This window comes from Collinsella aerofaciens (assembly GCF_015546965.1).
GTDB lineage: Bacteria > Actinomycetota > Coriobacteriia > Coriobacteriales > Coriobacteriaceae > Collinsella > Collinsella aerofaciens_X.
The window spans coordinates 1-19,885 of record NZ_JADMUF010000015.1 but is presented as its reverse complement, the minus strand read 5'-3'; the positions used below and the strand labels follow the sequence as shown (position 1 = coordinate 19,885).

Annotated in this window: 18 protein-coding genes; 2 read left to right on the top strand and 16 right to left on the bottom strand. The window is 59.1% G+C overall.

The annotated features are described in order from the left end of the window. Window positions 1–227: 227 nt before the first annotated feature. Window positions 228–2,624, bottom strand: coding sequence for an LPXTG cell wall anchor domain-containing protein (locus tag I1M21_RS09040; RefSeq protein WP_195193294.1), 2,397 nt, complete (start codon window positions 2,622–2,624; stop codon window positions 228–230). Window positions 2,625–2,850: 226 nt separating this feature from the next. On the opposite strand from I1M21_RS09040, the gene I1M21_RS09035 reads away from it, so the two are divergent. Then, window positions 2,851–4,254 carry a helix-turn-helix transcriptional regulator gene (locus tag I1M21_RS09035; RefSeq protein WP_195193293.1) on the top strand — a complete coding sequence of 468 codons (1,404 nt, stop codon included), beginning with the start codon at window positions 2,851–2,853 and terminating at the stop codon, window positions 4,252–4,254. Window positions 4,255–4,425: 171 nt separating this feature from the next. Here I1M21_RS09035 and I1M21_RS09030 read toward each other — a convergent pair whose 3' ends face one another. From I1M21_RS09030 to I1M21_RS08975, 12 genes are all read right to left on the bottom strand, one after another. After that, window positions 4,426–5,706: a DUF8462 domain-containing protein gene (locus I1M21_RS09030; RefSeq protein WP_271763323.1), complete on the bottom strand. Its 1,281-nt coding sequence runs from the start codon at window positions 5,704–5,706 to the stop codon at window positions 4,426–4,428. 39 nt (window positions 5,707–5,745) lie between these two features. After that, on the bottom strand, window positions 5,746–6,369 hold the full coding sequence (locus I1M21_RS09025) for a cytidylate kinase-like family protein (protein WP_117734775.1): 624 nt from the start codon (window positions 6,367–6,369) through the stop codon (window positions 5,746–5,748). A 171-nt stretch (window positions 6,370–6,540) separates the two neighbouring features. Continuing rightward, window positions 6,541–7,179 (bottom strand): amino acid ABC transporter permease, encoded by a 639-nt coding sequence (locus I1M21_RS09020; RefSeq protein ID WP_195193292.1) that lies wholly within the window; start codon window positions 7,177–7,179, stop codon window positions 6,541–6,543. A 3-nt stretch (window positions 7,180–7,182) separates the two neighbouring features. Beyond that, window positions 7,183–7,929 (bottom strand): amino acid ABC transporter permease, encoded by a 747-nt coding sequence (locus I1M21_RS09015; RefSeq protein WP_035136546.1) that lies wholly within the window; start codon window positions 7,927–7,929, stop codon window positions 7,183–7,185. A gap of 25 nt (window positions 7,930–7,954) precedes the next feature. After that, on the bottom strand, window positions 7,955–8,830 hold the full coding sequence (locus I1M21_RS09010) for a transporter substrate-binding domain-containing protein (RefSeq protein WP_195193291.1): 876 nt from the start codon (window positions 8,828–8,830) through the stop codon (window positions 7,955–7,957). Window positions 8,831–8,838: 8 nt separating this feature from the next. Beyond that, window positions 8,839–9,570, bottom strand: coding sequence for an amino acid ABC transporter ATP-binding protein (locus tag I1M21_RS09005; RefSeq protein ID WP_022094215.1), 732 nt, complete (start codon window positions 9,568–9,570; stop codon window positions 8,839–8,841). Window positions 9,571–9,845: 275 nt separating this feature from the next. Further along, entirely contained in the window at window positions 9,846–10,289 is a 444-nt protein-coding gene (locus I1M21_RS09000; RefSeq protein ID WP_138341245.1) for a GatB/YqeY domain-containing protein, read from the bottom strand. Between the two features lie 54 nt (window positions 10,290–10,343). Then, a complete protein-coding gene (locus I1M21_RS08995; RefSeq protein ID WP_195193290.1) occupies window positions 10,344–11,564 on the bottom strand; it encodes a peptidylprolyl isomerase in 1,221 nt (406 codons plus the stop codon). Window positions 11,565–11,734: 170 nt separating this feature from the next. Next, a complete protein-coding gene (locus tag I1M21_RS08990) occupies window positions 11,735–12,199 on the bottom strand; it encodes a PTS sugar transporter subunit IIA (RefSeq protein ID WP_195193289.1) in 465 nt (154 codons plus the stop codon). A 152-nt stretch (window positions 12,200–12,351) separates the two neighbouring features. Beyond that, a complete protein-coding gene (gene purN, locus I1M21_RS08985) occupies window positions 12,352–13,053 on the bottom strand; it encodes a phosphoribosylglycinamide formyltransferase (protein ID WP_195193288.1) in 702 nt (233 codons plus the stop codon). After that, window positions 13,043–14,146, bottom strand: a complete 1,104-nt coding sequence (purM, locus tag I1M21_RS08980; protein WP_117655823.1) for a phosphoribosylformylglycinamidine cyclo-ligase — start codon at window positions 14,144–14,146, stop codon at window positions 13,043–13,045. The genes purN and purM overlap by 11 nt, the downstream gene beginning before the upstream one ends. Window positions 14,147–14,303: 157 nt before the next feature. Next, complete coding sequence (locus I1M21_RS08975; RefSeq protein ID WP_195193287.1) at window positions 14,304–15,974, bottom strand: amidophosphoribosyltransferase; 1,671 nt, start codon at window positions 15,972–15,974, stop codon at window positions 14,304–14,306. Window positions 15,975–16,268: 294 nt separating this feature from the next. Between I1M21_RS08975 and I1M21_RS08970 the strand changes: the two genes are divergently transcribed. Further along, window positions 16,269–17,498: a putative ABC transporter permease gene (locus tag I1M21_RS08970; protein WP_195193286.1), complete on the top strand. Its 1,230-nt coding sequence runs from the start codon at window positions 16,269–16,271 to the stop codon at window positions 17,496–17,498. 90 nt (window positions 17,499–17,588) lie between these two features. Here the strand turns inward: I1M21_RS08970 and I1M21_RS08965 are convergent, their stop codons facing one another. From I1M21_RS08965 to purE, 3 genes are all read right to left on the bottom strand, one after another. Continuing rightward, window positions 17,589–18,008 carry a molybdenum cofactor biosynthesis protein MoaE gene (locus I1M21_RS08965; protein WP_138341259.1) on the bottom strand — a complete coding sequence of 140 codons (420 nt, stop codon included), beginning with the start codon at window positions 18,006–18,008 and terminating at the stop codon, window positions 17,589–17,591. 64 nt (window positions 18,009–18,072) lie between these two features. Further along, window positions 18,073–19,077 carry a class B sortase gene (locus I1M21_RS08960; protein ID WP_195193285.1) on the bottom strand — a complete coding sequence of 335 codons (1,005 nt, stop codon included), beginning with the start codon at window positions 19,075–19,077 and terminating at the stop codon, window positions 18,073–18,075. Between the two features lie 35 nt (window positions 19,078–19,112). Next, window positions 19,113–19,577 (bottom strand): 5-(carboxyamino)imidazole ribonucleotide mutase, encoded by a 465-nt coding sequence (purE, locus tag I1M21_RS08955; protein ID WP_006235810.1) that lies wholly within the window; start codon window positions 19,575–19,577, stop codon window positions 19,113–19,115. Window positions 19,578–19,885: the final 308 nt, after the last annotated feature.

Sequence of the window (19,885 nt, the reverse complement as noted above, 5' to 3'; positions counted from 1 at the left end):
CACAAAGGAGACAGGCACCTTTGTGGCGGTTCTGGACTTGGCCGGCCAGTTTGTCTCGATCTGTAACAGTTAGAGGTCAAATTCCCCGCCTGGTGTTACAGATCGAGACATTAGATTGGCGGCCATTCGGTTCATCTAAATCTGTAACATCTAGGGTCGTTTTGGGCAGTTTGGTGTTACAGATTGAGATTTTGCTAAATCCGAGAATGGACGCTGCCACCAAAAACCTAGCGCTTGCGGCGCTTGGTCGCGGCGATGCCGGCGGCGGCAACGGTTGCGCCGGCGATACCCAGGGCGGTGACCGTCAATGCGGTGGTATCCCCCGTGGTAGCCAGGACAGCATCGCCCTTCTTGGCCTGCGTGGTTTTCTCAACCGTCTTGGTCGTGGCGGTTGTCGTGGCCGGCTTGGCCGCGGGTTTGGTCTCGGGCTTCACTTCGGGCTTGGTCTCGGGCTTAACCTCAGGCTGCGGTGTCGGCTTGGGATCCGGCGTAGGCTGCGAATCGGGAGTCGGCGTGGCTTCAGGCGTAAAGGTCAGATCGGTGTTGAGCCACAGGGTGTAGATCCAGCCGCTCTCGGGATCAACTACACTCGCTTCGCCCATCTGGTAGCCGCACTCCTGGCCGTTGATCACCAGCTTGGTGTCGGGCGTAAAGTAGAAGCCGCGCGCGGGCTTGAGGTAGATACCGTAGCGATAGGTCACGCCAGGCTTAAAGACGTCGATGTGGTTCGTGATGTTCTGATCCCAGAACTTCTGAGAGTTCACTTCGCTGCCATCGCTGCCCATCCAGTACTCACACTGAGGAAGGGAGTTGGAGCCCGTCGGAACACTCGCCGTAAAGACCGGCTTATCGCCCGCCTTAAAGGTGGTCGTGGCGCCGTTGATCTCTATAACGTCGATGGCACGCCATTCGTCGATTGGCTGCTCGCACAGCATATTGTCAGCATTGGGCGCAAAGACGCCGTTGTCGGCCTTGATGTGGTGCGCCCAATGACCGTTGACGTTCATTTCGCAGTCATCAGCCACGGTATTGTCGCCCTTGAGCCTCAGCTCGACGGAATACATGTAGAACTTGCCCTCTTCGAAGTGGTCAATCTTCTTCATGCCCGGCGTGTACTTTGCGGGGTCGGAATACCAGAAGGCAACGGGCTTGAGCTCCGCAGGGTCGCTGCCATCCATCTCTTCCCAGCACTCATAGGCGATCTCATACTTATCGGCATCGGCGGCAGGAATCGTCGCGGTCGCACGCGGCGCCTCGCCGGGCGCGTAGTCGGTTTTCACATCGTTGACGTTTAGATTCTCAAGAGCTTCGTTTTCCGACGAAGCAGGCATCGTAATTGTTTTAATAGCAGGGACATACAGGAATTCTCCGCTTAGACTCGACTTTACGGTTTCCCCGTTTACGGTAACAACGGTTTCATCGCTGAAGGAATATCCGTCTTTTGGCTTCAGCATAAGAGAATACACGTACTCTTTCCCGCTTTTAAACTTTGTAATAGTCGGCAGGGAACCATGTGAGCCGTTATCGGAATACCAGGCAGCAACGGGTTCGTTGTTTTCAAATTCCTGCCAGCATTCATAAGCGATTTCGTATTTATCTGCATCGTAGTTAGGGACACCTGCCGTCACCTGCGGACCAGTATCCAGCTGCCAATTGAAGTTCGTATTCTGAACATTGGCAAAGGAGATGGATTCCGATTCTGATTCCGCTGCCGGGATAACAAGGCACGCCCTCTCGTAGACATGGGTGCGGGTGTAGTAGTCATCCCGGATCTCGTTAATAGTGGGTTTCCCGGTCGCCTCGGTGTCTCCTTTAAAGGCGTCGTCCGGATCACCGATGATGATATTCCCGGGCTCTGTACCCGTATACGTAAGCTTGGATCCATCATAGGTGGTCGTCATCTTGGACTTATTCTCCTTGTACTCCGTAAAGTACTTCTGCTCCTCCTTCTGTCTCTGAATCTTGCTGATATCCAGGGTAAGCGTTGTTTTATTGCTCGCACTGTCATACGCCGCATGGACGATCAAGTCCCCCAGACCGATAAAAGTCAAAGCGCTACCATCGAGAGCAGACTGGTCTCCATCTACAAGGGCAATCCCCTCCACATACTCAATCGTTTCTTCTTTCTTGATGTCGGTGTAATTGTTCCGCACCGTAATATTGACCCTAACGCCGCTGCCGCCAACAACATCGGTCACGCCACAGGGCATGATGGCGTTGTTTGCCGACGCAACGGCGTTGTCGCTGGGAGTATTTTGTTCAGCGGGTGCCGCATCGTTGGATTCATCGGTGGCGCCAGTCGGGGCCGTCTGCTGAGGCTCAACGGTGGCTTGCGCCGCCGGAGCAGCATCGGTTGCAGGCGCGGTCGAAGCAGCTGGTGCGGTCGTTGCAGCCGTATCCCCCGCAACCGTCGGCGTCACCGGAGCTGCGGCAACCTCATCCGTCCCAGCGGCGGGATCGGCGCATTCCGTCGCCAGCGCCACGCTCGGCAGCAGCAGCTGACCGACCATAAGCGCGCACGCGCCGGCGCAAGCTATTTTGGCACCCACACAACGCCAGGTACCGTGAACCAGCGAGCAGGTACGCTCGCGCTGGGTTTGCTTTCCAAAGTGGCTTCCGCACATAACGGCCTCCTTGGTCGTAGGGGCATACCACCACAAAGGTGCCTGCCCCCTTTGTGGTGGTCCTGTACCACCAAGATGTGTCAAATGACTCCGTATGCCTAGGTTCGTAGATGTGAACCTAGGCCTCTACCTGCGGTTTAATTCAATATGACTTCACCATCGCCACACTCGTCCCAGGAACGCTACAATCGAGGACACGATTATTCGTCCACCCAAAGGACCGTCCTTGAACCTGAGCAGGCCTAAAATCAACGCGCTTCTGGCACTCGCGCTCTTCACCTTCGCCTTCCTTGCCGCCGAGTTTCGCTTCGACGTCAACGTCGGCCTGCTCGCCGGTGCCGAACGCGTTGTAATCGCACAGGGCTTTATTCTGGGCGCGAGTGTGCTCGGCTTTATCGGATACGCGCCGCTGCTCGGGCTCGCACAGCGCAAAGGCCACTCACTGGCAGCCGTCAACGCCGCCGTCCCTATCGTCATCGTGGGCCTGACCCAAATTCAGTCCCCCATGAGCCCGCTTGCACTCGAGATTCTGGGATGCCTCGCATTCCTCGGGCTCGGCCTGCTGGGCGCCGCCACTCACCACGCCTTTTCGTTGGCATTCCAGGATGACCCCAAGCTTGCCACCGGTGCGGGGGCAGCCTATGCCGCGGGCATCCTGATGCAGTTCGCCATCAACCTGCTCAATTGCGGCGGTATCGCAGAGCTCATCGTCCTTGGCGCAGCGACTATCGCCATCTCCGCCCTCAGCGCCACTACCCAAGCGGCAAACGAGGGCCCCAGTCCCACCATCAATCCCTTTGCCGAGCCCTCGCACGCCCTCGCCAAGCAGGCGTGCTGGAGTATCGCGCTCGTCATGATTCTCGCCTGCCTGTTCTCGACGCTCGATAACGTCGTCACGTTCTCCAACGCCCACGGCACCATCGCCGTACAGACCTGGCCGCGCCTCTTTTTGGCGGCGAGCGGTCTCGTCGCCGGTATCGTCTTTGATCTTGCCGAGCGTCGCTACATGGGCCTCATCATGCTCGGCGTCACGGTACTTTCCACCATCTCGATCTTGGCCGTGGAAGCCGGCGCCGACCCCAACCTGGGCCTTGTCGTCTTTTACCTGAGCTCGGGCTTTTTTGTCACGTTCTTTACTGCCACCTTTACACAGCTGGCACCGCGCATGCATACGCCCGCACTGTGGGCTGGCATGGGCCGCGCAGCCAACAACGTGTGCGCGTTCACTACGTCGGGCATCTCGCTGGCACTTGTGACCTCGGGCAATGTCGCCATCATCATGATCGGCGCGCTCATGCTGCTTGTGGCGGCAAGTGTGGCGTTTGTAGCTGCGGGCCTGTTCCGCCTGCCCCAAACCGAGCAGGAGCGCGAGCGCGAGCAGCTGGCAGAAGAAGCACTCGCCGCCCCCACCATCGAGGAGCAGCGCCAGGCCTTCATCGCCAACCACGCTCTCACCCCGCGCGAAGTCGATGTGCTCGTGGCCGTGACCCAGGATGAACGCCCGCTCAAGCAGGTCGCCGAGGAGCTTGGAATCTCGATGCGCATGGTGCAGCGCCACCTGAGCTCTATCTACCAAAAGACCGGCACGCAGACGCGCGCCGGTCTCACCAAGGCCTTCCCCTCGGCCTAAAACAAAAACCACCACAAAGGTGCCTGTCCCCTTTGTGGTGGTTTGAGCGGAGCAGAAGGTCACTCTGCCAGCTTGTCTCAGCCTGTAACAGATAGGCCCCTATAAGCAGGCTTATTGTTACAGATCGAGACAGTAAAGGAACACGAAGCGATCTTTCGCAGCAACAACCCTCTAGTAAAGCGATGCCACATATCGGCCGAAGCCTGGCAATGCAAACTCAAAACGCCCTTGCAGAGGCTCTTCAATTACCCCAGCCTCTACCAGACGCTTTTTATACGTTGAAATCGAACCAGAACTCTTCTTAAGCCTCGCTGCCAGCTCTTGCCTGGTCGTCGTCCCAACCGGATTCATTGCACGAAGAAAATACAGGTCCCCTCGTGAAAGTTCCGCCGCTGTTGAAGCGAAAACTCGCGATTCTAGCTCCTCTTGCGCAAGTTTCGCGCCTCGTTCGACATCCTCAATAGAAACCTCGGAGGCTTGGCGCGAAGCATTCCATGCCCGATACCCCACCAACTGGAACATAAACGGAAAGCCATCGATCGCCTTGGCAGCGAGGTCGATCGCCTCATCGGAAATCGTCTTGCCGCCGTCCTCAATCGTTAGTCGAAACGCTTCTTTTACCTCAGTCGGTGAAATTGATCCCAGTGAATGTTGAGCCGCACGACGAAGAAACGATGTCGATTTCCCCGTCAGCAACGCCAGCACGCGAAACGGCAGCCCCGCCATAAGCAAAGCTACCTTTTTATTCTCGCTTACAAAGTGCTGGTAGGTAGTAACAAGCTCCGTCATTTGCGCAAACGATGCATCCACTTCGTCAACGGCGATAAGCACCCCAGTGTCAGTCGCTTCAAGCTGAGCAAACAAAGCGTTCATCTTAGTGCGCCAGTTAGCGCCCTCAAATTCAATATCGATGTTTTCCCAGCTCATGCTTCCTACGGGGGCAATGCCGACACTGTTCACACGCCTAGAAGCGGGCTTTTCGATCAGATGGGCAGCTGATTCGTTGAGGCGCTGCAAAATGTCTTCGAGCATCCCCTCCGAGGCCGTCACATTCGCTGTAATCCAGCCCTCTTGCTGGGCGCGGTACGACAGATATGCCAAAAGCGCCGTTTTACCTGTACCACGCGCACCATAGAAAACCGAGCAAAGATTGGGATCGGAATCGTCATTTTCAAACGCCAGCACCATATCATCGATGATTTGCTCACGGCCGGCCATATACGCCGGCACACGTCCGAACATCGGAGTGAATGGATTTGCCTGCCTGTACGCCGTCGGTGCCGCCATAAAGCCTCCCTTGAACTCATCCTTGAACTCATACAACTTAATTATGCCCCTACAATCTTTAAGTATTTTGAGTATCTTTGATTTTTTTGAGCATCCTTGAGTTCTTTGAGCGATTGGCCCCGGCAGAACCAGTTGACTTTCTCTGCCTAAAACAAAAACCACCACGAAGGTGCCTGTGTCCCCTTCGTGGTGGTTTTTGGTCGGTTAGCCTTCGAGCTGCGCTACTTTGTAGCGGTAGGCGGCGGCAATAACGTCTTTGCAACCCTCGCGGCCCAGCTTGGCGCGGTTGACGACGATGTCTTTACCGCTCGTCATCTTCCACTTTCCGGCACTGTAACGCTTGTAAAATGCCTCGCGCGCCTTCTGCTGCTGCTTGACCAGCTTGGCGCCCTTCTTTTTGTTGAGGCCGCGCTTCTTGCGCACGATCTCGACGCGGTCCTCAAAGGGAGCGGTCACCAACACGGCAATGTGGTTAGGATTGTTGCGCAGCAGGTAATCCGACAGACGGCCTTCGATAATGCAGCTCTCGGTCTCACCCAGATCCAAAATCACCTGGCTCATCTTTTGGAACAACTTGTCCGAGTACGAACGCGCATCGTAGCGGTCGGGCAGAAACGCCATGTTCTCCACGGCCAGGCGCTCGTCGTAGGCGGCCATCTTGTCGAGCGACTCGCCCGCGCGCAGCGAAGCACGCACCAGCAGCTCGTTATCGTACAGCGGAATCCCCAGCTCATCGGCGAGGATACGACCAATCTCGTGGCCCTCGGCGCCAAAGTCGCGCGCGATGGTAATGACCACAGGATTCTTCTTGTTCTCCAGATCGCTCATCGCGATTCCTTTCTAACAAATGAAAAAAAGGCTGTCCTCGTTTCTCATTTTGTCACTTACGACCGTCCTGGTTTCCCAAGTGCGGCAGATTGTCCCGAAAGAGGAGCGCCGCGTACTAAATGTACGCAAGCGACGATTGAGGGGCAAGGTGCCGTGCTTGGGGAAGCAGGACTACGCTGCCACAATACGGCGCTGATATGCTCGGACCAGCAGCGAGATACCAAAGTTGAGCACAAAGTACATCGCAAATACCAGGCCGTAGAGCATAAGCACCTGCGACAGGTCGATCGCATGGGCCATCACGACGTTTGCCGTGTACATGAGCTCGGCCACGTTAATGCCCGAAAGATACGAGCTGTCCTTGATGACGGTCGTGCACTGGCTAAACAGCGCCGGAATGATCGTCTTAAACGTCTGCGGCAGAATGATGTAGCGCATGGTGGCAAAGAAGCCAAAGCCCTGGCTCTGCGCTGCCTCAAACTGGCCGCGTGGAATCGAGTTGAGGCCGCCGCGCACAATCTCGGCCATAACAGCGCTGGTAAACAGCGTAAAGGCGATGGTCGAAATCACAATGTCCAAACCCTGCACCGTAAAGTAGATAAACAGGATCCACAGCAGGTTTGGCGTGCAGCGGAACAGCTCGATATAGGCGCTTACCAAAATACGGAACGGGCGGGGCGCATAGCTCTTAACGAGCGCCAGCACCGTGCCCAAGATGAGCGAGAAAAAGATCGACAGCGCCGAGATCTCGATTGTCTTAACAAAGCCGCCCCAAATGTAGAGCAGGTTGGTCGCGTTGAAGATTTCCATGCGCTAGGCCTCCTCTACGTTGTCGAGCCCCAGCTCGGCCAGGCTCACGCCGCGCGGACGCTCCTTGGAGCGGCGCTCGAGCCACTGCACCAGCATGGCGAGCGGAAAGCAGATGATGAAGTACATAAGGCAGCAGACGATGTATCCCTGCAGGTAACCGTACAGGCTCACAAAGTTGTCGGAACGGTACATAAGGTCACCGCCGGCCACAAGCGCCAGCACCGACGTGTTCTTGACCAGGTTGAGCGCCTGGTTACACAGCGGCGGCAGAATGATCTTAAATGTCTGGGGCAGCACGATGTACCAGTACGCCTGCGCACGGGTGAAGCCCTGGCTCTGGGCCGCCTCCATCTGACCGCGCGGAACGGCCTCGATGCCGGTGCGGATAACCTCGGAGATGTAGGCCGCGTGATACAGGCCCACGCCCAAAAAGCCCAGCACGAACGGCGCGATGCGCACCGGCTGGTCGGCACCGGTTATGGCCTGCAAAAACTGCGGGCCCGCCATGTACATAAAGAGCACCTGCACGGGCAGCGGGGTGTTCTGGTAAAACTCCACGTACACGCGGCTTATGGCGCGCAGCACGCGCGAACGAGTGGTAGAGAACACGCCCAGCAGCGTGCCCAGCACCAGCGACAGCAGCAGGCCGGCAACGACCACCTGCAGCGTCACGCCAAAGCCCTCCCAGAAGGGCCCCATGTTTTGAAATGTCGTCGACCAACGGTCGGCGTCAAATAATCCTTCGAGCATTTGATTCCTTCCTTGGACGATGCGCCTATACAAGACCCCAGGTCTTGACCTCTTGGTCGAGCCAGCCGTCGGCCAGGCGATCGCAAATCACCTGATCGACCACGGCCGAAAGGTCGCAGCCCTTCTTGGTCGCCACGCCGTAGCCCTGCTCGCCAAACTTAACCTCGGGCTGCAGCAACTCAACGGTCTCGTTCATGTAACCGGCCAGCGTGGAGCGGTCCATGGCAAAGACGTCGATATTGCCGGCGTCGAGCGAACTCTTGATGATGGGGTAGCCGCTAAAGGCCCTAAACTCGGGCTTGCAGCTAAAGCCGTTGTCCTTGATCATCTGCTCGATCAGGCCCTGCGTGGTAGCACCCTGGCTCACGCCGATGACCTTGCCGTCCAGGTCCTCAATCGAGGTAAAGCCCGAACGCTTCTTGACCATGAGTCCCACGTAGTCGGTGCGGTACGGTGTCGAGAAATCCCAGCTCTTCTTGCGCTCGTCGGTGATGGTGTAGGTCGCCGCGACTACGTCAAGTTGACCGTTATCGATCAGCGGGCCGCGCGTCTTGGGCGTTACGTCGGTAAACTCGACAAGCTCCTGGGCACGGGCCTCCTTGTAGCTCACGCCAAAGACGGCAGCGGCGATCTGATAGCACAAATCGACTTCCATGCCCTCAAAGCGACCCTTGGCGGTGTCGTAATAGCCGTAGCCGGGAACGTCCTTCTTAACGCCGGCATTCAGATGGCCACGCGACTTGATGGCCGCAAGCTTGGACCCCTTGTCGGAGCCCTCGCCGCTGGTGGAGTGGCCGCAACCGACAAGCGCGGTCCCCGTCAGCGCAAGCATGCCGGCGCCAGCCAGCTGCAAAAAGTGACGGCGCGATACGGCCGCCCTCGTCATATCCGTCATGTCCATCACCGCGCCTAGTGCAAAATCTTGGACAGGAACTCACGACAGCGCGGGTTCTCGGGGTTATCGAAGAAGTGCTCGGGCGTGCCCTCCTCCAGAATGCGGCCGTCCTCCATAAAGATGACGCGGTCGGCCACCTGACGCGCAAAGCCCATCTCGTGCGTCACGCAGATCATGGTGATGTCCTCCTGCGCGAGCTCAATCATAACGTCCAGAACCTCCTGGACCATCTCGGGGTCGAGCGCCGAGGTCGGCTCGTCAAACAGAATGATGGGCTGCTTGGTGCACAGGGCACGGGCGATGGCGATGCGCTGCTGCTGACCGCCCGAGAGATTCTGCGGATACTCGCCGGCCTTATGCGCCATGCCGACGCGCTTGAGCGCGGCGATGGCGATCTCGGTCGCCTCCTCCTTGCTCTTCTTTTGCAGCTTGATGGGCGCGAGCGTCAGGTTGCCCAGCACCGTCATGTTGGGATACAGGTTGAACTGCTGAAACACCATGGAGCTGTACTTGCGAGCCATCTCCAGGTGATTCTTTTTGGTGAGCGGCGTACCGTCGATGACGACCTCGCCCGACGTGGGCTCCTCAAGATAATCGACGCAACGGATGAGCGTCGACTTACCCGAGCCGGAAGGCCCGATCATTACGAGCTTCTCGCCGCGCTTGACGGTGAGGTTGATATCTTTGAGCACATGCAGGTCGCCAAAGTACTTGTTGAGATGCTTGATCTCGATCATGTCTGCCATGAATGTCCCTTTCCTGCGCTTACACGAATTGCACTATTGTACGGAAAGAATCACGTTTCCGCAGCCCACACTACATCACCGTAAAGAACCCGCAACCTTCCACCCACTCATTGGGGACAGGCTTAAATGAGTACCTGCTCATTGGGCACTCATTTAAGCCTGTCCCCAATGAGCGCCCAATGACCAGCCAGGGGAGGCGCCCTTCATCGGCCGACAAAAAAGGGCGCGACCGCAATGGTCACGCCCCTCAGCATCGGCTATGTGTCGGTCAGCCCTTAAGACAGCTTTGCTCCGACGATCTTTGCCGCGGCCGGCTTATCGAAGTTGCCGCCGGTGGCCTTGCCGAGTGCTCCCATGACCTGGCCCATCTGCTTCTTGGAAGTAGCGCCCAGCTCGGCGATAACCTGCTCGATCAGGGCCTCGAGCTCCTCGCCCGAAACCTGTGCGGGCAGCAGGCTCTCCAGAATCTTGACCTGCTCGGTCAGGTTGTCGGTACGCTCCTGGTCGGTGCCGGCCTTGATGGACATCTCCAACGTCTCGCTCGTCTGCTTGATCAGACGCTTGATCATGCTGTTGACGTCTTCCTCGGTCACATCGCGGCGCTCGTTAACCTCGATATTCTTCACCTCGGCCTTGACCTGGCGAATGATGGACAGGCGAACCTTGTCCTTGGCCTTCATGGCCGCGATCATTTCCTTCTGCAGCTCTTCGTTGGTCATCTGCAAATCCTCTCTGATAGCGTGGGCGGCACTCGCGCGAGCACCGCCCCATGATTACTCAGTCGTCGACGAATCGTCGGTCGAGCTCTTGGTGACGCCCTTCAGGCTCACGTTATAGGGCACGTCCTTGGGCATGGGGTTGACGGTGATGTCGGCGTCCTTCTTGTACTGCTCCAGCCACTCGCTGTATGCGGTGCTGGCCGCCTGCGTCTTCACCACGTTGGAGACGTACTTCTTAATGGCCTTGGGCACCTGCTTAATGTCGTCCACCTGATTATCGACATGGAAGTAGTCGGTGCACTTGATGATGTGGTAGCCATAGGTCGACTCGACGACTTCGCTCACGTCGCCCCTGTTGAGCCCCTCGAGCGCCGTCTGGTAGCTGTCGACGAAAGTGGTGAGCTTATCCCAGCCCACATCGCCCTTCTTCTCCTTGGAACCGGTGTCCTCGGAGTACTGCTCAACGGCGTCCTCAAAGCTCAGCTCACCGGAGTTGATCTTGTCCAGGCACTCCTGTGCCTTGGCCTTGGCGGCAGCCTTGTCCTCGTCGGAAGCGTCGGAATCAACCTTGATCAGGATGTTCGACGAGCGGCGGGCGTCGTTGTAGCTGGACAGGTTCTCGTTGATGTAATCGACAATCTCGCTGTCCTTGGGCTTGCTCGTGGGCGCGACGGCATCCTTGAGTTTCTGTTGCGCCAGACTCTCCTTGAGCGAGTCCTTGTAGGTGTCCTCGGTATAGCCGTAGGTCTTGAGGGTCTTCTTAAAGGCCTTGGCACCGCCTGCGCTCTTGCACGCGTCCTTCCAAGCCTTCTCGACCTCCTCGTCCGACACCGTCACGCCGTTCTCCTTCTGTGCCTGTTGAAGCAGAATCTGCTGCGTGTAGGAGTCGATGAGTTGCTTGCGGTACTTCTTGGGCGTGAGGTCGTTGTCAACCAGATACTGCGCCCAATCCTTATCCTTGGTGTAGCCGTAGGACGTGCGCATGCTCATGATCTGCTTGGTCACGGTGTCCTCGGTGAGGTTGGTGCCGTTGATAGTTGCAGCAACACCGCCGGTCAGCTTGTAGCCCGAGGTGTCCTCGGCCTGCGACATAAGGCCGGAGCACGCCATCGCCGAGACGGAAAGCAGCATCGCCAGCACGCCGATGACCACCAGGACGATCTTGACTGTCTTAGACACGTACGTCTTGCGCTGCTTCTTGCGAGAGCTGGAGGCAGCGCGGGCCTGCTGCTCGGGCGTCGGCGCGGCCTCGGAGTTCTTTTTCTTATTTGCCATAGTTGGCCTTTCGCATCACGAATCGAACAAACGCCATTGTGTCACAACGCAGCCCCCGCGGCACGCTTGGTGCATTGGGGACAGGTTAATCTGCACCATTTTGGTGCAAAGGGGACAGCTCTGGCAGCCGGCAGTTAGGGACAGTCCCCAAGTGCCGACTCAGCCCCACCTTAGAAGTGGCGGCGGATGGCGTCGACCATGCCCTGGGGCGTGGTCTGGCCGAGCACGTCGGCTGCGGCATCGGCGCCCATAAAGATGTTCATGAGTGCCTGCAGGGCCTCGACCTGGCCACCCGGCTCGGCAATACCCAAATTGATGACGATCTGCGCCGGCACCGGAGCGCCCATGCCAGCCATAGCGTTAAATGTCACGGGCGCGGCGGGCTTCACCACCGCGATATAGGGCTTGGCCACAAACCCCGGATCGGTATGCGGAATGGCAATGTTTGCCGCCGGCATGGCAAGACCCGTGGGATAGGCATCCTCGCGCGTGCGAACGGCGTCGAGCCAACCGGACGCAATGTAGCCACGCGGTGCAAGCTCGCCCTCGAGCCGCGCAAACACCTCATCCGGCGTCGCACACTCCCAATCAAAAAACACCAGCTCAGGCGTAAACAGCGCTTCGTTATCCGCCATGCGCTCACCTCTCTCATCTAGTCACCTGCGACGTTCTTGAATGGCCAGTCGTTAAAGAACGTCCCCAATGACTACCTAAAACAAAAGGTGGCCACGCGCGCCTTGGCGCCAATGACCACCCTGACTACTCGGCTAAATTGTACTGTGCACCGCTAGCCGCGGGGTGCATCAATTGCGACCTTGCCGCTCTCCAGCACGTGGACACGGCCGTCGGCGAGCATCTGAACAACCTCGGGATACAGCACGTGCTCAATCGCGTGGATGTGCTCCTCGAGCGTGTCGATATCCCAACCTTCCTCGACAGCCAGCGCGCGCTGGGCGATGATGGGACCGTTGTCGTAGATCTCGTTGGCAAAATGCACGGTCACGCCAGTTACCTTGACGCCGCGCGCAAAGGCGTCGTCAATCGCATGCGCACCGGTAAAGCTCGGCAGCAGCGCCGGATGCAAGTTGACCACGCGGTTGGGAAACGCCGCCAGCAGCGGCGTGTGCACCATGCGCATGTAGCCGGCCATGACCACATACTCGCAGCCGCGCTCGAGAAGCTCGTGCGCGATGATCTCGTCGGCGGCAATAGGGTCGGCATAGACATCCTTGGACAGTGTGAGCGTCTGGATGCCCGCGCGCTCAGCGCGCTGCAAACCCTTAGCCGAAGGACGGCTCGACACCACAAGCTCAATCGAAGCGTTGAGCTTGCCGGCAGCGATCAGATCGATCAGCGCCTGCAGGTTGGTACCCGAACCGCTGATGAGCACACCGATCTTGAGCGGCTCGGCCGTATCGGTGCCAGTCGGACGGGTATAGGGCACAAAATCCAGGCCCTCGGCAGCAGTCATCTGCTCGTTAGCGCTCATCGGAGTACACGACCTTACCGGAACCCTCGACGCACTCGCCCACGCGGAACGGCTTCTCGCCCAGCGCGACCAGAGCCTCGGTCACCGCGGCCTCGTCCTCGGGGGCGACGATCAGGCACAGGCCGACGCCCATGTTGAAGGTCTTGCACGCCTCGTTGGGCGCAAGCTCGGCCTGGCGCGACACGTAGGTGATGACGGGCGGAACGTCCCAACCCATCTCGGCGCCGTTGCGGGTGACCACGGCGTCGACGTCGTCGGCGAGCGCGCGGTTGAGGTTCTCGGTAATACCACCGCCAGTGATGTGGGCGATGGCGTGCACCGGAGCGCCGCCGCGGAGCAGCTCAAGAATCGGCTTGACATAGATGCGCGTGGGGGCCAACAGGGCGTCTGCCAGCGATGCACCGCCGAGTTCCTCGAGCGGACGGCTCAGCTCCTCGGCCTTAGCGGCGGCCTCGGGCGTGCCCGGCTTAATGCCGTCGACGCCGATGACCTTGCGCACGAGCGAATAGCCGTTGGAGTGCACACCGGTGGAAGGCAGGCCCAGGATCACATCGCCCGGGCGGACGTTTGCGGGATCGAGCATCTTGGGACGGTCGACGACGCCCACGGTAAAGCCGGCAAGGTCGTAGTCGGCCGGAGCCATGACGCCCGGGTGCTCAGCCATCTCGCCGCCCACGAGCGCGCAGCCCGCGAGCTTGCAGCCATCGGCCACACCCTTGATGATCTTTGCCATGTGCTCGGCCTCAATGTGGCCGATGGCAACGTAGTCCAGGAAGAACAGCGGCTCGGCGCCCGAAGCCAGAATATCGTTGACGCACATGGCGACCAGGTCCTGGCCCACCGTCTCGTGACGGTCCATGATCTGAGCGAGCACGAGTTTGGTGCCCACGCCGTCGGTACCGCTGATCAGAATCGGGTCTTCCATATCCTTAAGCGCGGCGGCCGAGAACAGGCCACCGAAGCCGCCGATACCGCCGATGACCTCGGGGCGGTTGGTGTCCTTGACCATCTGCTTAATAGCGTCGACGGCGCGGCCGCCCTCGGCGGTATCGACGCCGGCGTCCTCGTACGTCACATGCTTGCTGTCGCTCATCTGGGCCTTCCTCTCCCACTACCGTGGCGCCGCGCGGGCGCCAAACGGTACTCATAGTTGCGTTCATTTTGGCGCGCGCCATAACAGCACGCGCCGTCATATCAACAAAACAGCAGGTAAAACCTACCAAAATAAACCTGTCCCTAAATGGCAGGTTTTAGGCCTCGCCGTGCTCCTCTTCCCAGCTGCGGTCGTCGTATTTCTCGACCACGGCGTCGTCGTCAAAGTGCAGTGGCTTGTCCAGGTTGCGGGGCTTAAAGCCCTCCATAAACTTGTCGCGGCCAAAGCTCTCGGGAATCGCCACGGGGTAGCGTCCGGTAAAGCACGCATCGCAGTAACCGCCCTTGGGCATGACCTTCAGCAGGCCCTCGACCGAAAGGAAAGCCAGCGAATCGGCGCCGATATACTCGCAAATCTCGTCGACCGTCTTGTTGGCGCTGATAAGCTGCGACTGCACGTCGGTATCGATACCGTAGAAGCACGGCCAGATGACCTCGGGCGAGTTGATGCGGATATGAATCTCCTTGGCGCCAGCGTTGCGCAGCATCTTGACGAGCTGCACCATGGTGGTGCCGCGCACGATGGAGTCGTCGATGACGACCAGGCGCTTGCCCTCGATGTTGTCGCGCAGCGGGTTAAGCTTCATGCGCACGCCCATGGCGCGCAACTCCTGCGTAGGCTCGATAAACGTACGGCCCACGTAACGGTTCTTGATGAGGCCCTCGCCAAAGGGAATGCCGCTCTCGTGCGAATAGCCCTCCGCAGGCGGCAGGCCGGAGTCGGGCACGCCGATGACCAGGTCGGCCTCGACGGGCTCTTCGTGTGCCAGCTGACGACCCATGTCGTAACGGCAGGCATAGACGCTCTTGCCGTTCATGATGGAGTCGGGGCGGGCAAAGTAGACCTGCTCAAAGATGCAGTTTGCGGGCTCTTCGGCTGCAGGCACGCCCTGCTCGGATACCAGACCCTCGGCGCTGATGCGCAAGATCTCGCCGGGACGGACGTCACGGACGTACTCGGCACCCACGATGTCGAGTGCGCAGGTCTCGGAAGCAACGACCCAGCCGCCGGCGCGCGTGACATGGACGGCGGAGTCGACCGTCGTGGCGCCGTCTTGCGAGGGCAGCTGCGAAACGGATGCGGCATCGGCCTGGTCCAGACCCTCGTCCACCAGCTTGCCCAGCACGAGCGGGCGAATGCCGTGCGGATCGCGGAATGCGTAGAGCGCCTGCTCGTTGATGAGCGTCATGGCGTAGCCGCCGCGCACGAGCTCCATGGTCTTGCGAATGCCCTCGCGCAGATGGCCTGTACGCTGAGCAAAGTAGCCGATAAGCTTGGTCGCGACCTCGGAATCCGAATTGGAGAGGAACGGCACGCCCAGCTCGATCAGCTGGCGGCGCAGCTCGTCGGTGTTGACCAGAGTGCCGTTGTGAGCAAGCGCGATAATGACGCTGTTGATGGTGGAGAGATGCGGCTGCGAGGCTTCCCAGCTCTTGGCACCGGCAGTGCCATAGCGCACGTGGCCCACGGCCAGCTGGCCGGAGAGCGTCGACAGGTCGGCGTTGGAGAACACGCGGTCGAGCAGGCCCAGATCCTTGCGGACCATAACCGTGCCGCCATCACCCACGGCGATTCCCGCCGATTCCTGGCCGCGATGCTGCAGCGCGCGCAGACCAAAGTACGTCAGTCGAGCCACATCGCGATCGGGTGCCCACACACCAAAAATGCCGCATTCCTCATGCAGCTGGTCGGAGTCCGGATCATACGTCGACATGGTCTTCACCTGTCCCGCGGCACGCTCGGCCGCGCGGATGGTTTCTTGAGACATGGCATCCCCTCAGAGCCTCGTTATTTGGCGTTACCTGCCCTATTATACGCACGGCAAGACAAGCACTCCCGCGCATGAACAGCGCTTTTTAAAAGCCCACCGAGCTTATAATCCGTTTTGCAGCCAAACATTTTATTGGGCAACCGCCTCGGGGCCGACGATCCCGCATACTTCCGTTGCGACGCGTCTCGCCCGCCGTTGGGGCTTGCATTGTTGCAATTAGGACGTTCGTCCTGTCTTTTGGCAGGTCGGCGGCGTATCCTTGTACCTACAGCAAAACGAGAAAGGTTATGTATGGATCGAAACGAACTCGACCCCAGCGTCCCCAGCGCCATGGAGGTCAAGAAGATCCCCCTCATCATTAAGGTGTACGCCGTCCTATGCATCCTGTCCGGCGTGGGCACGCTCCCTTCGGTCGGCGCCTTTATGTGGCAGGTCATCACCGCGCTCATCAACGGCAACGCCGCCGCCAAGCTCGGCGACAACACGCTCGTCGCGGTCGGCCTTATCGTCGCCGGCATCATGCTCTCTGCGGCAAGCGCCGTCATCCTGATCATCTTTGGCCTGGACCTTATCAAAAACCAGCGCCGCAACGCCGCTCGCCTGTCCTACATCCTTATTGCATTCACCGTCGTCGAGCTTTTGGTTGACGTGATGCTCCAGGGCATCGGGCCCTTCTTGCTTCGCCCTGCCATCCAGCTCGGCATCCTCGTCGCGCTTTCGGCCACCGTCGACCCCACGCTGCGCCAGGAGCGCGAGCTGCAGCGCCGCCTGCAGGAGATGCTCGATCGCGACGCCGCAGCCGAGGGCATGCTCGGGCGCGATGAAACCGGCGAAGGCTACATCAAGCTCAACTACTTCAACCTGTTCTGGGTATTCTTTGTCTGCTGCATACTCGGCCTGATCGCCGAGGACATCTGGCACATGACGGTCGACGACCCGGGCGTCTTCCAGAACCGCGCCGGCATGCTGTTTGGCCCCTTCAGCCCCATCTACGGATTTGGCGCCGTACTCATGACCATGGTGCTCAACCGCTTCTACAAAAAGAACCCCATCATTATCTTTTTGGTGAGCGCGCTGCTCGGTGCAAGCTTTGAGGTGTTCGTGGGCTGGTTTATGCAGACCTCGTTTGGCGTGGTCTCGTGGAGCTACTCGCATATGAAGCTCTTTGGCATGCCCGATCCGCTCGCCGTCCTTACCGGCGGACGTACCTGCACGGGCTTCGCCTGCCTGTGGGGCCTGGGTGGCCTCATCTGGATCAAGCTGCTGCTGCCGAGGCTGCTCAAGCTCATCAACATGATTCCGTGGAAGAGTCGCTACTCGGCTACCGTCATCTTCACCATCATTATGCTGGTCGACGGCGTCATGACGCTGCAATCGCTCGATTATTGGTACCAGCGCGTCAACGGCACGGAGCCGGATATTCCCGTCGCGCAGTTCTACGGCAAGTATTTCGATAACGACTACATGGAGAACCGCTTCCAGAGCATGACCATGAGCCCCAAGGATGCGACGCGCGTGTAGCGTCCACCGCACCCAAAACGCAAAATGCCCCCCGGTATCACACGTACCGGGGGGCATTTTTATAAACGAGTCTTCTATCGACGCAAGCCTCTACGCCTCGTGCTCGACCTCACTCACGCATTCGTTCTTGATGGTGCCAACGAGCGCCTGCAGCGCATCGACCACGTGCGGGCGAATGTCCCCGCCGATGAGCACGAGCATGATGTCGTCGCCTACGGCAAGCTCACCGCTCGCCAGCCACACGCGCACATAGCCGATACCCGGCATCGCGCGCGTGGCCTCGATAGCAGCCTGCACCTTGCTGGCGTCGTAGCCAAACACCATGCCGCCCACCTTGTGGCCCGGCGCCACGCCGTCGGTCTCGACACCGCGCGCCTCGGCCTTGGGCGTCGCGCGCACCACACCGTTATGTGTCAGATACATACCGCACGCAGGTGCCGACGAATCGGCCTTGGCCTCGCGCAGCCAAGCATCAATCGAAGGCATCGTTTTGCCATTCTCGAGCATCATTTCCCCTTTCACCGTCATTGAGTAGCCAATTTGGGACGTGGCTTTTTAGCTATTCTCGAACAACTTATTCCTCGACCGGCGTGAGCACCATGACGGCACGCGTGTTGCTCAGCGATAACGAACGACAGGTCACAAGCGTTACGACCTTGGTTGCCGAAGCGGCACGATCGGTGGCATCGCTCGCCACGGCAGAGGCACCGTCGAGCATCTCGGACAGGTAGTTCTTGAGCCCGTCGTCGCCCTCAAAATTGGGCGTGCGCGCCTTGGCATACGTGTCCTCAACGACCTTGGTCGCCAGTGGTCGCAGCTTATACGCAGCATCCCGTGTGATGTAGTACACATGTTCAATGCTATCGAACGTTGCCTGGTCAGTCGTATCCGAAATCACGTTGAACATCGACCCATCGTTCATATGGTGTCCGTAGATCGTGGTCTGCTGGTCAACCATTCCCGGCGCGGTATCGTCGCTATCCAAGAAGATCGCACCCGACGCATTCGCCGTACCATCAAACAGCGTATTGAGGTACTTGGAGTTGTTGTTAGTCTGCACCACGGGGTAATTGATGTTGGTACCGGGTGCGTAAATCCAGCCAACGACCTCGGGGTTCGTCTGGGCAAGCGCGTCAAAGTCGACAATCGGCACGCCGCTGGCATCCTTATCGCTCACATATTGCTTTTCGATCTTTTGATACGAATCACTCGCCTGCTTGTAGCCAATCTGCGCATTGATAAAGATGGCGGCGGCGGCGACAATCAGACCGATGCCCACGATGATGAGCAAGATGGGAATGATGGATCGGCGTTTCTTACGCGGCTGCTCGGCATAGTTTGACGGCGCGTCACTCAGCTGCCTCGTCGTCCGAGCCTGCTTCTTTGCCGTGCCATATGACGAAGGGCGATACGCAGCCGGCGTATCCTGGCGGCGACGGGACGTCGGCGTTACGGAACGCGGCGCGCGCGGCTGTTGAGGAGAGGATGTCCGACCCTGCTGTGCCGCATGAGCAGCACCCGGCTTCGACGGATCGGGAATCTGAGAAGCCTTGAATCGTTTTCCCTGATAGTCGGACATGGCTCTCCTTATACTGCGGTGAAACGGCGGAACGCCTAGGCGTCGGCCATCTCCTGCTTCATCTTCTCGATAACCTTGCGGTACTCGGGGTCGCAAGCGCCCAGAATCTGCGTGGCGTAGATGGCGGCGTTCTTGGCGCCATTGATGGCAACGCAGGCCACGGGCACGCCCGAAGGCATCTGCACCATCGACAGCAGCGAATCCATGCCGCCCAGGTCACTCGTCTTCATAGGCACACCGATAACCGGCAGCGGCGTAAAGGCGGCCACGACACCACCCAGGTGAGCGGCCTTGCCGGCGGCAGCGATAATCACTTTGATACCGCGATCGGCAGCAGTCGAAGCCCACTCATGGACCTTCGCCGGCGTGCGGTGCGCGCTTGCAATCACGAGCTCATAGGGCACGCCCAGCGCCTCGAGCTCGGCGGTGCAGCCTTCCATAACGCCCAGATCGGACTTGGAACCCATGATGATCCCGACAACCGGCTTCTGATCTGCCATAAACAAAGACCTCCTGTTGAGAACGGCGACGCGGCCAATCCGCGACCCTTAACTACTGAGAGTAGTATAGCTGCTCCCGTCCCTGCGGTCTGCGAGTGCCCCGCGGCGGTCTGGTGTTTTCATCTTCACTCCGGTTGCTTCGCAAAGTCGTTCAGATGAAAACACCAGACCGCCGCGGGGCACCCTCGACCTACCGGGAATTGCTATGACGTACGTTGGCTGCAATCAGAACCACCCTTAAAAAGGGTGGTTTGCTCTTAGGGTATAACCCACGGGCCCCGGGCTCGCGTCTAAAGGCGCGGGCCCGG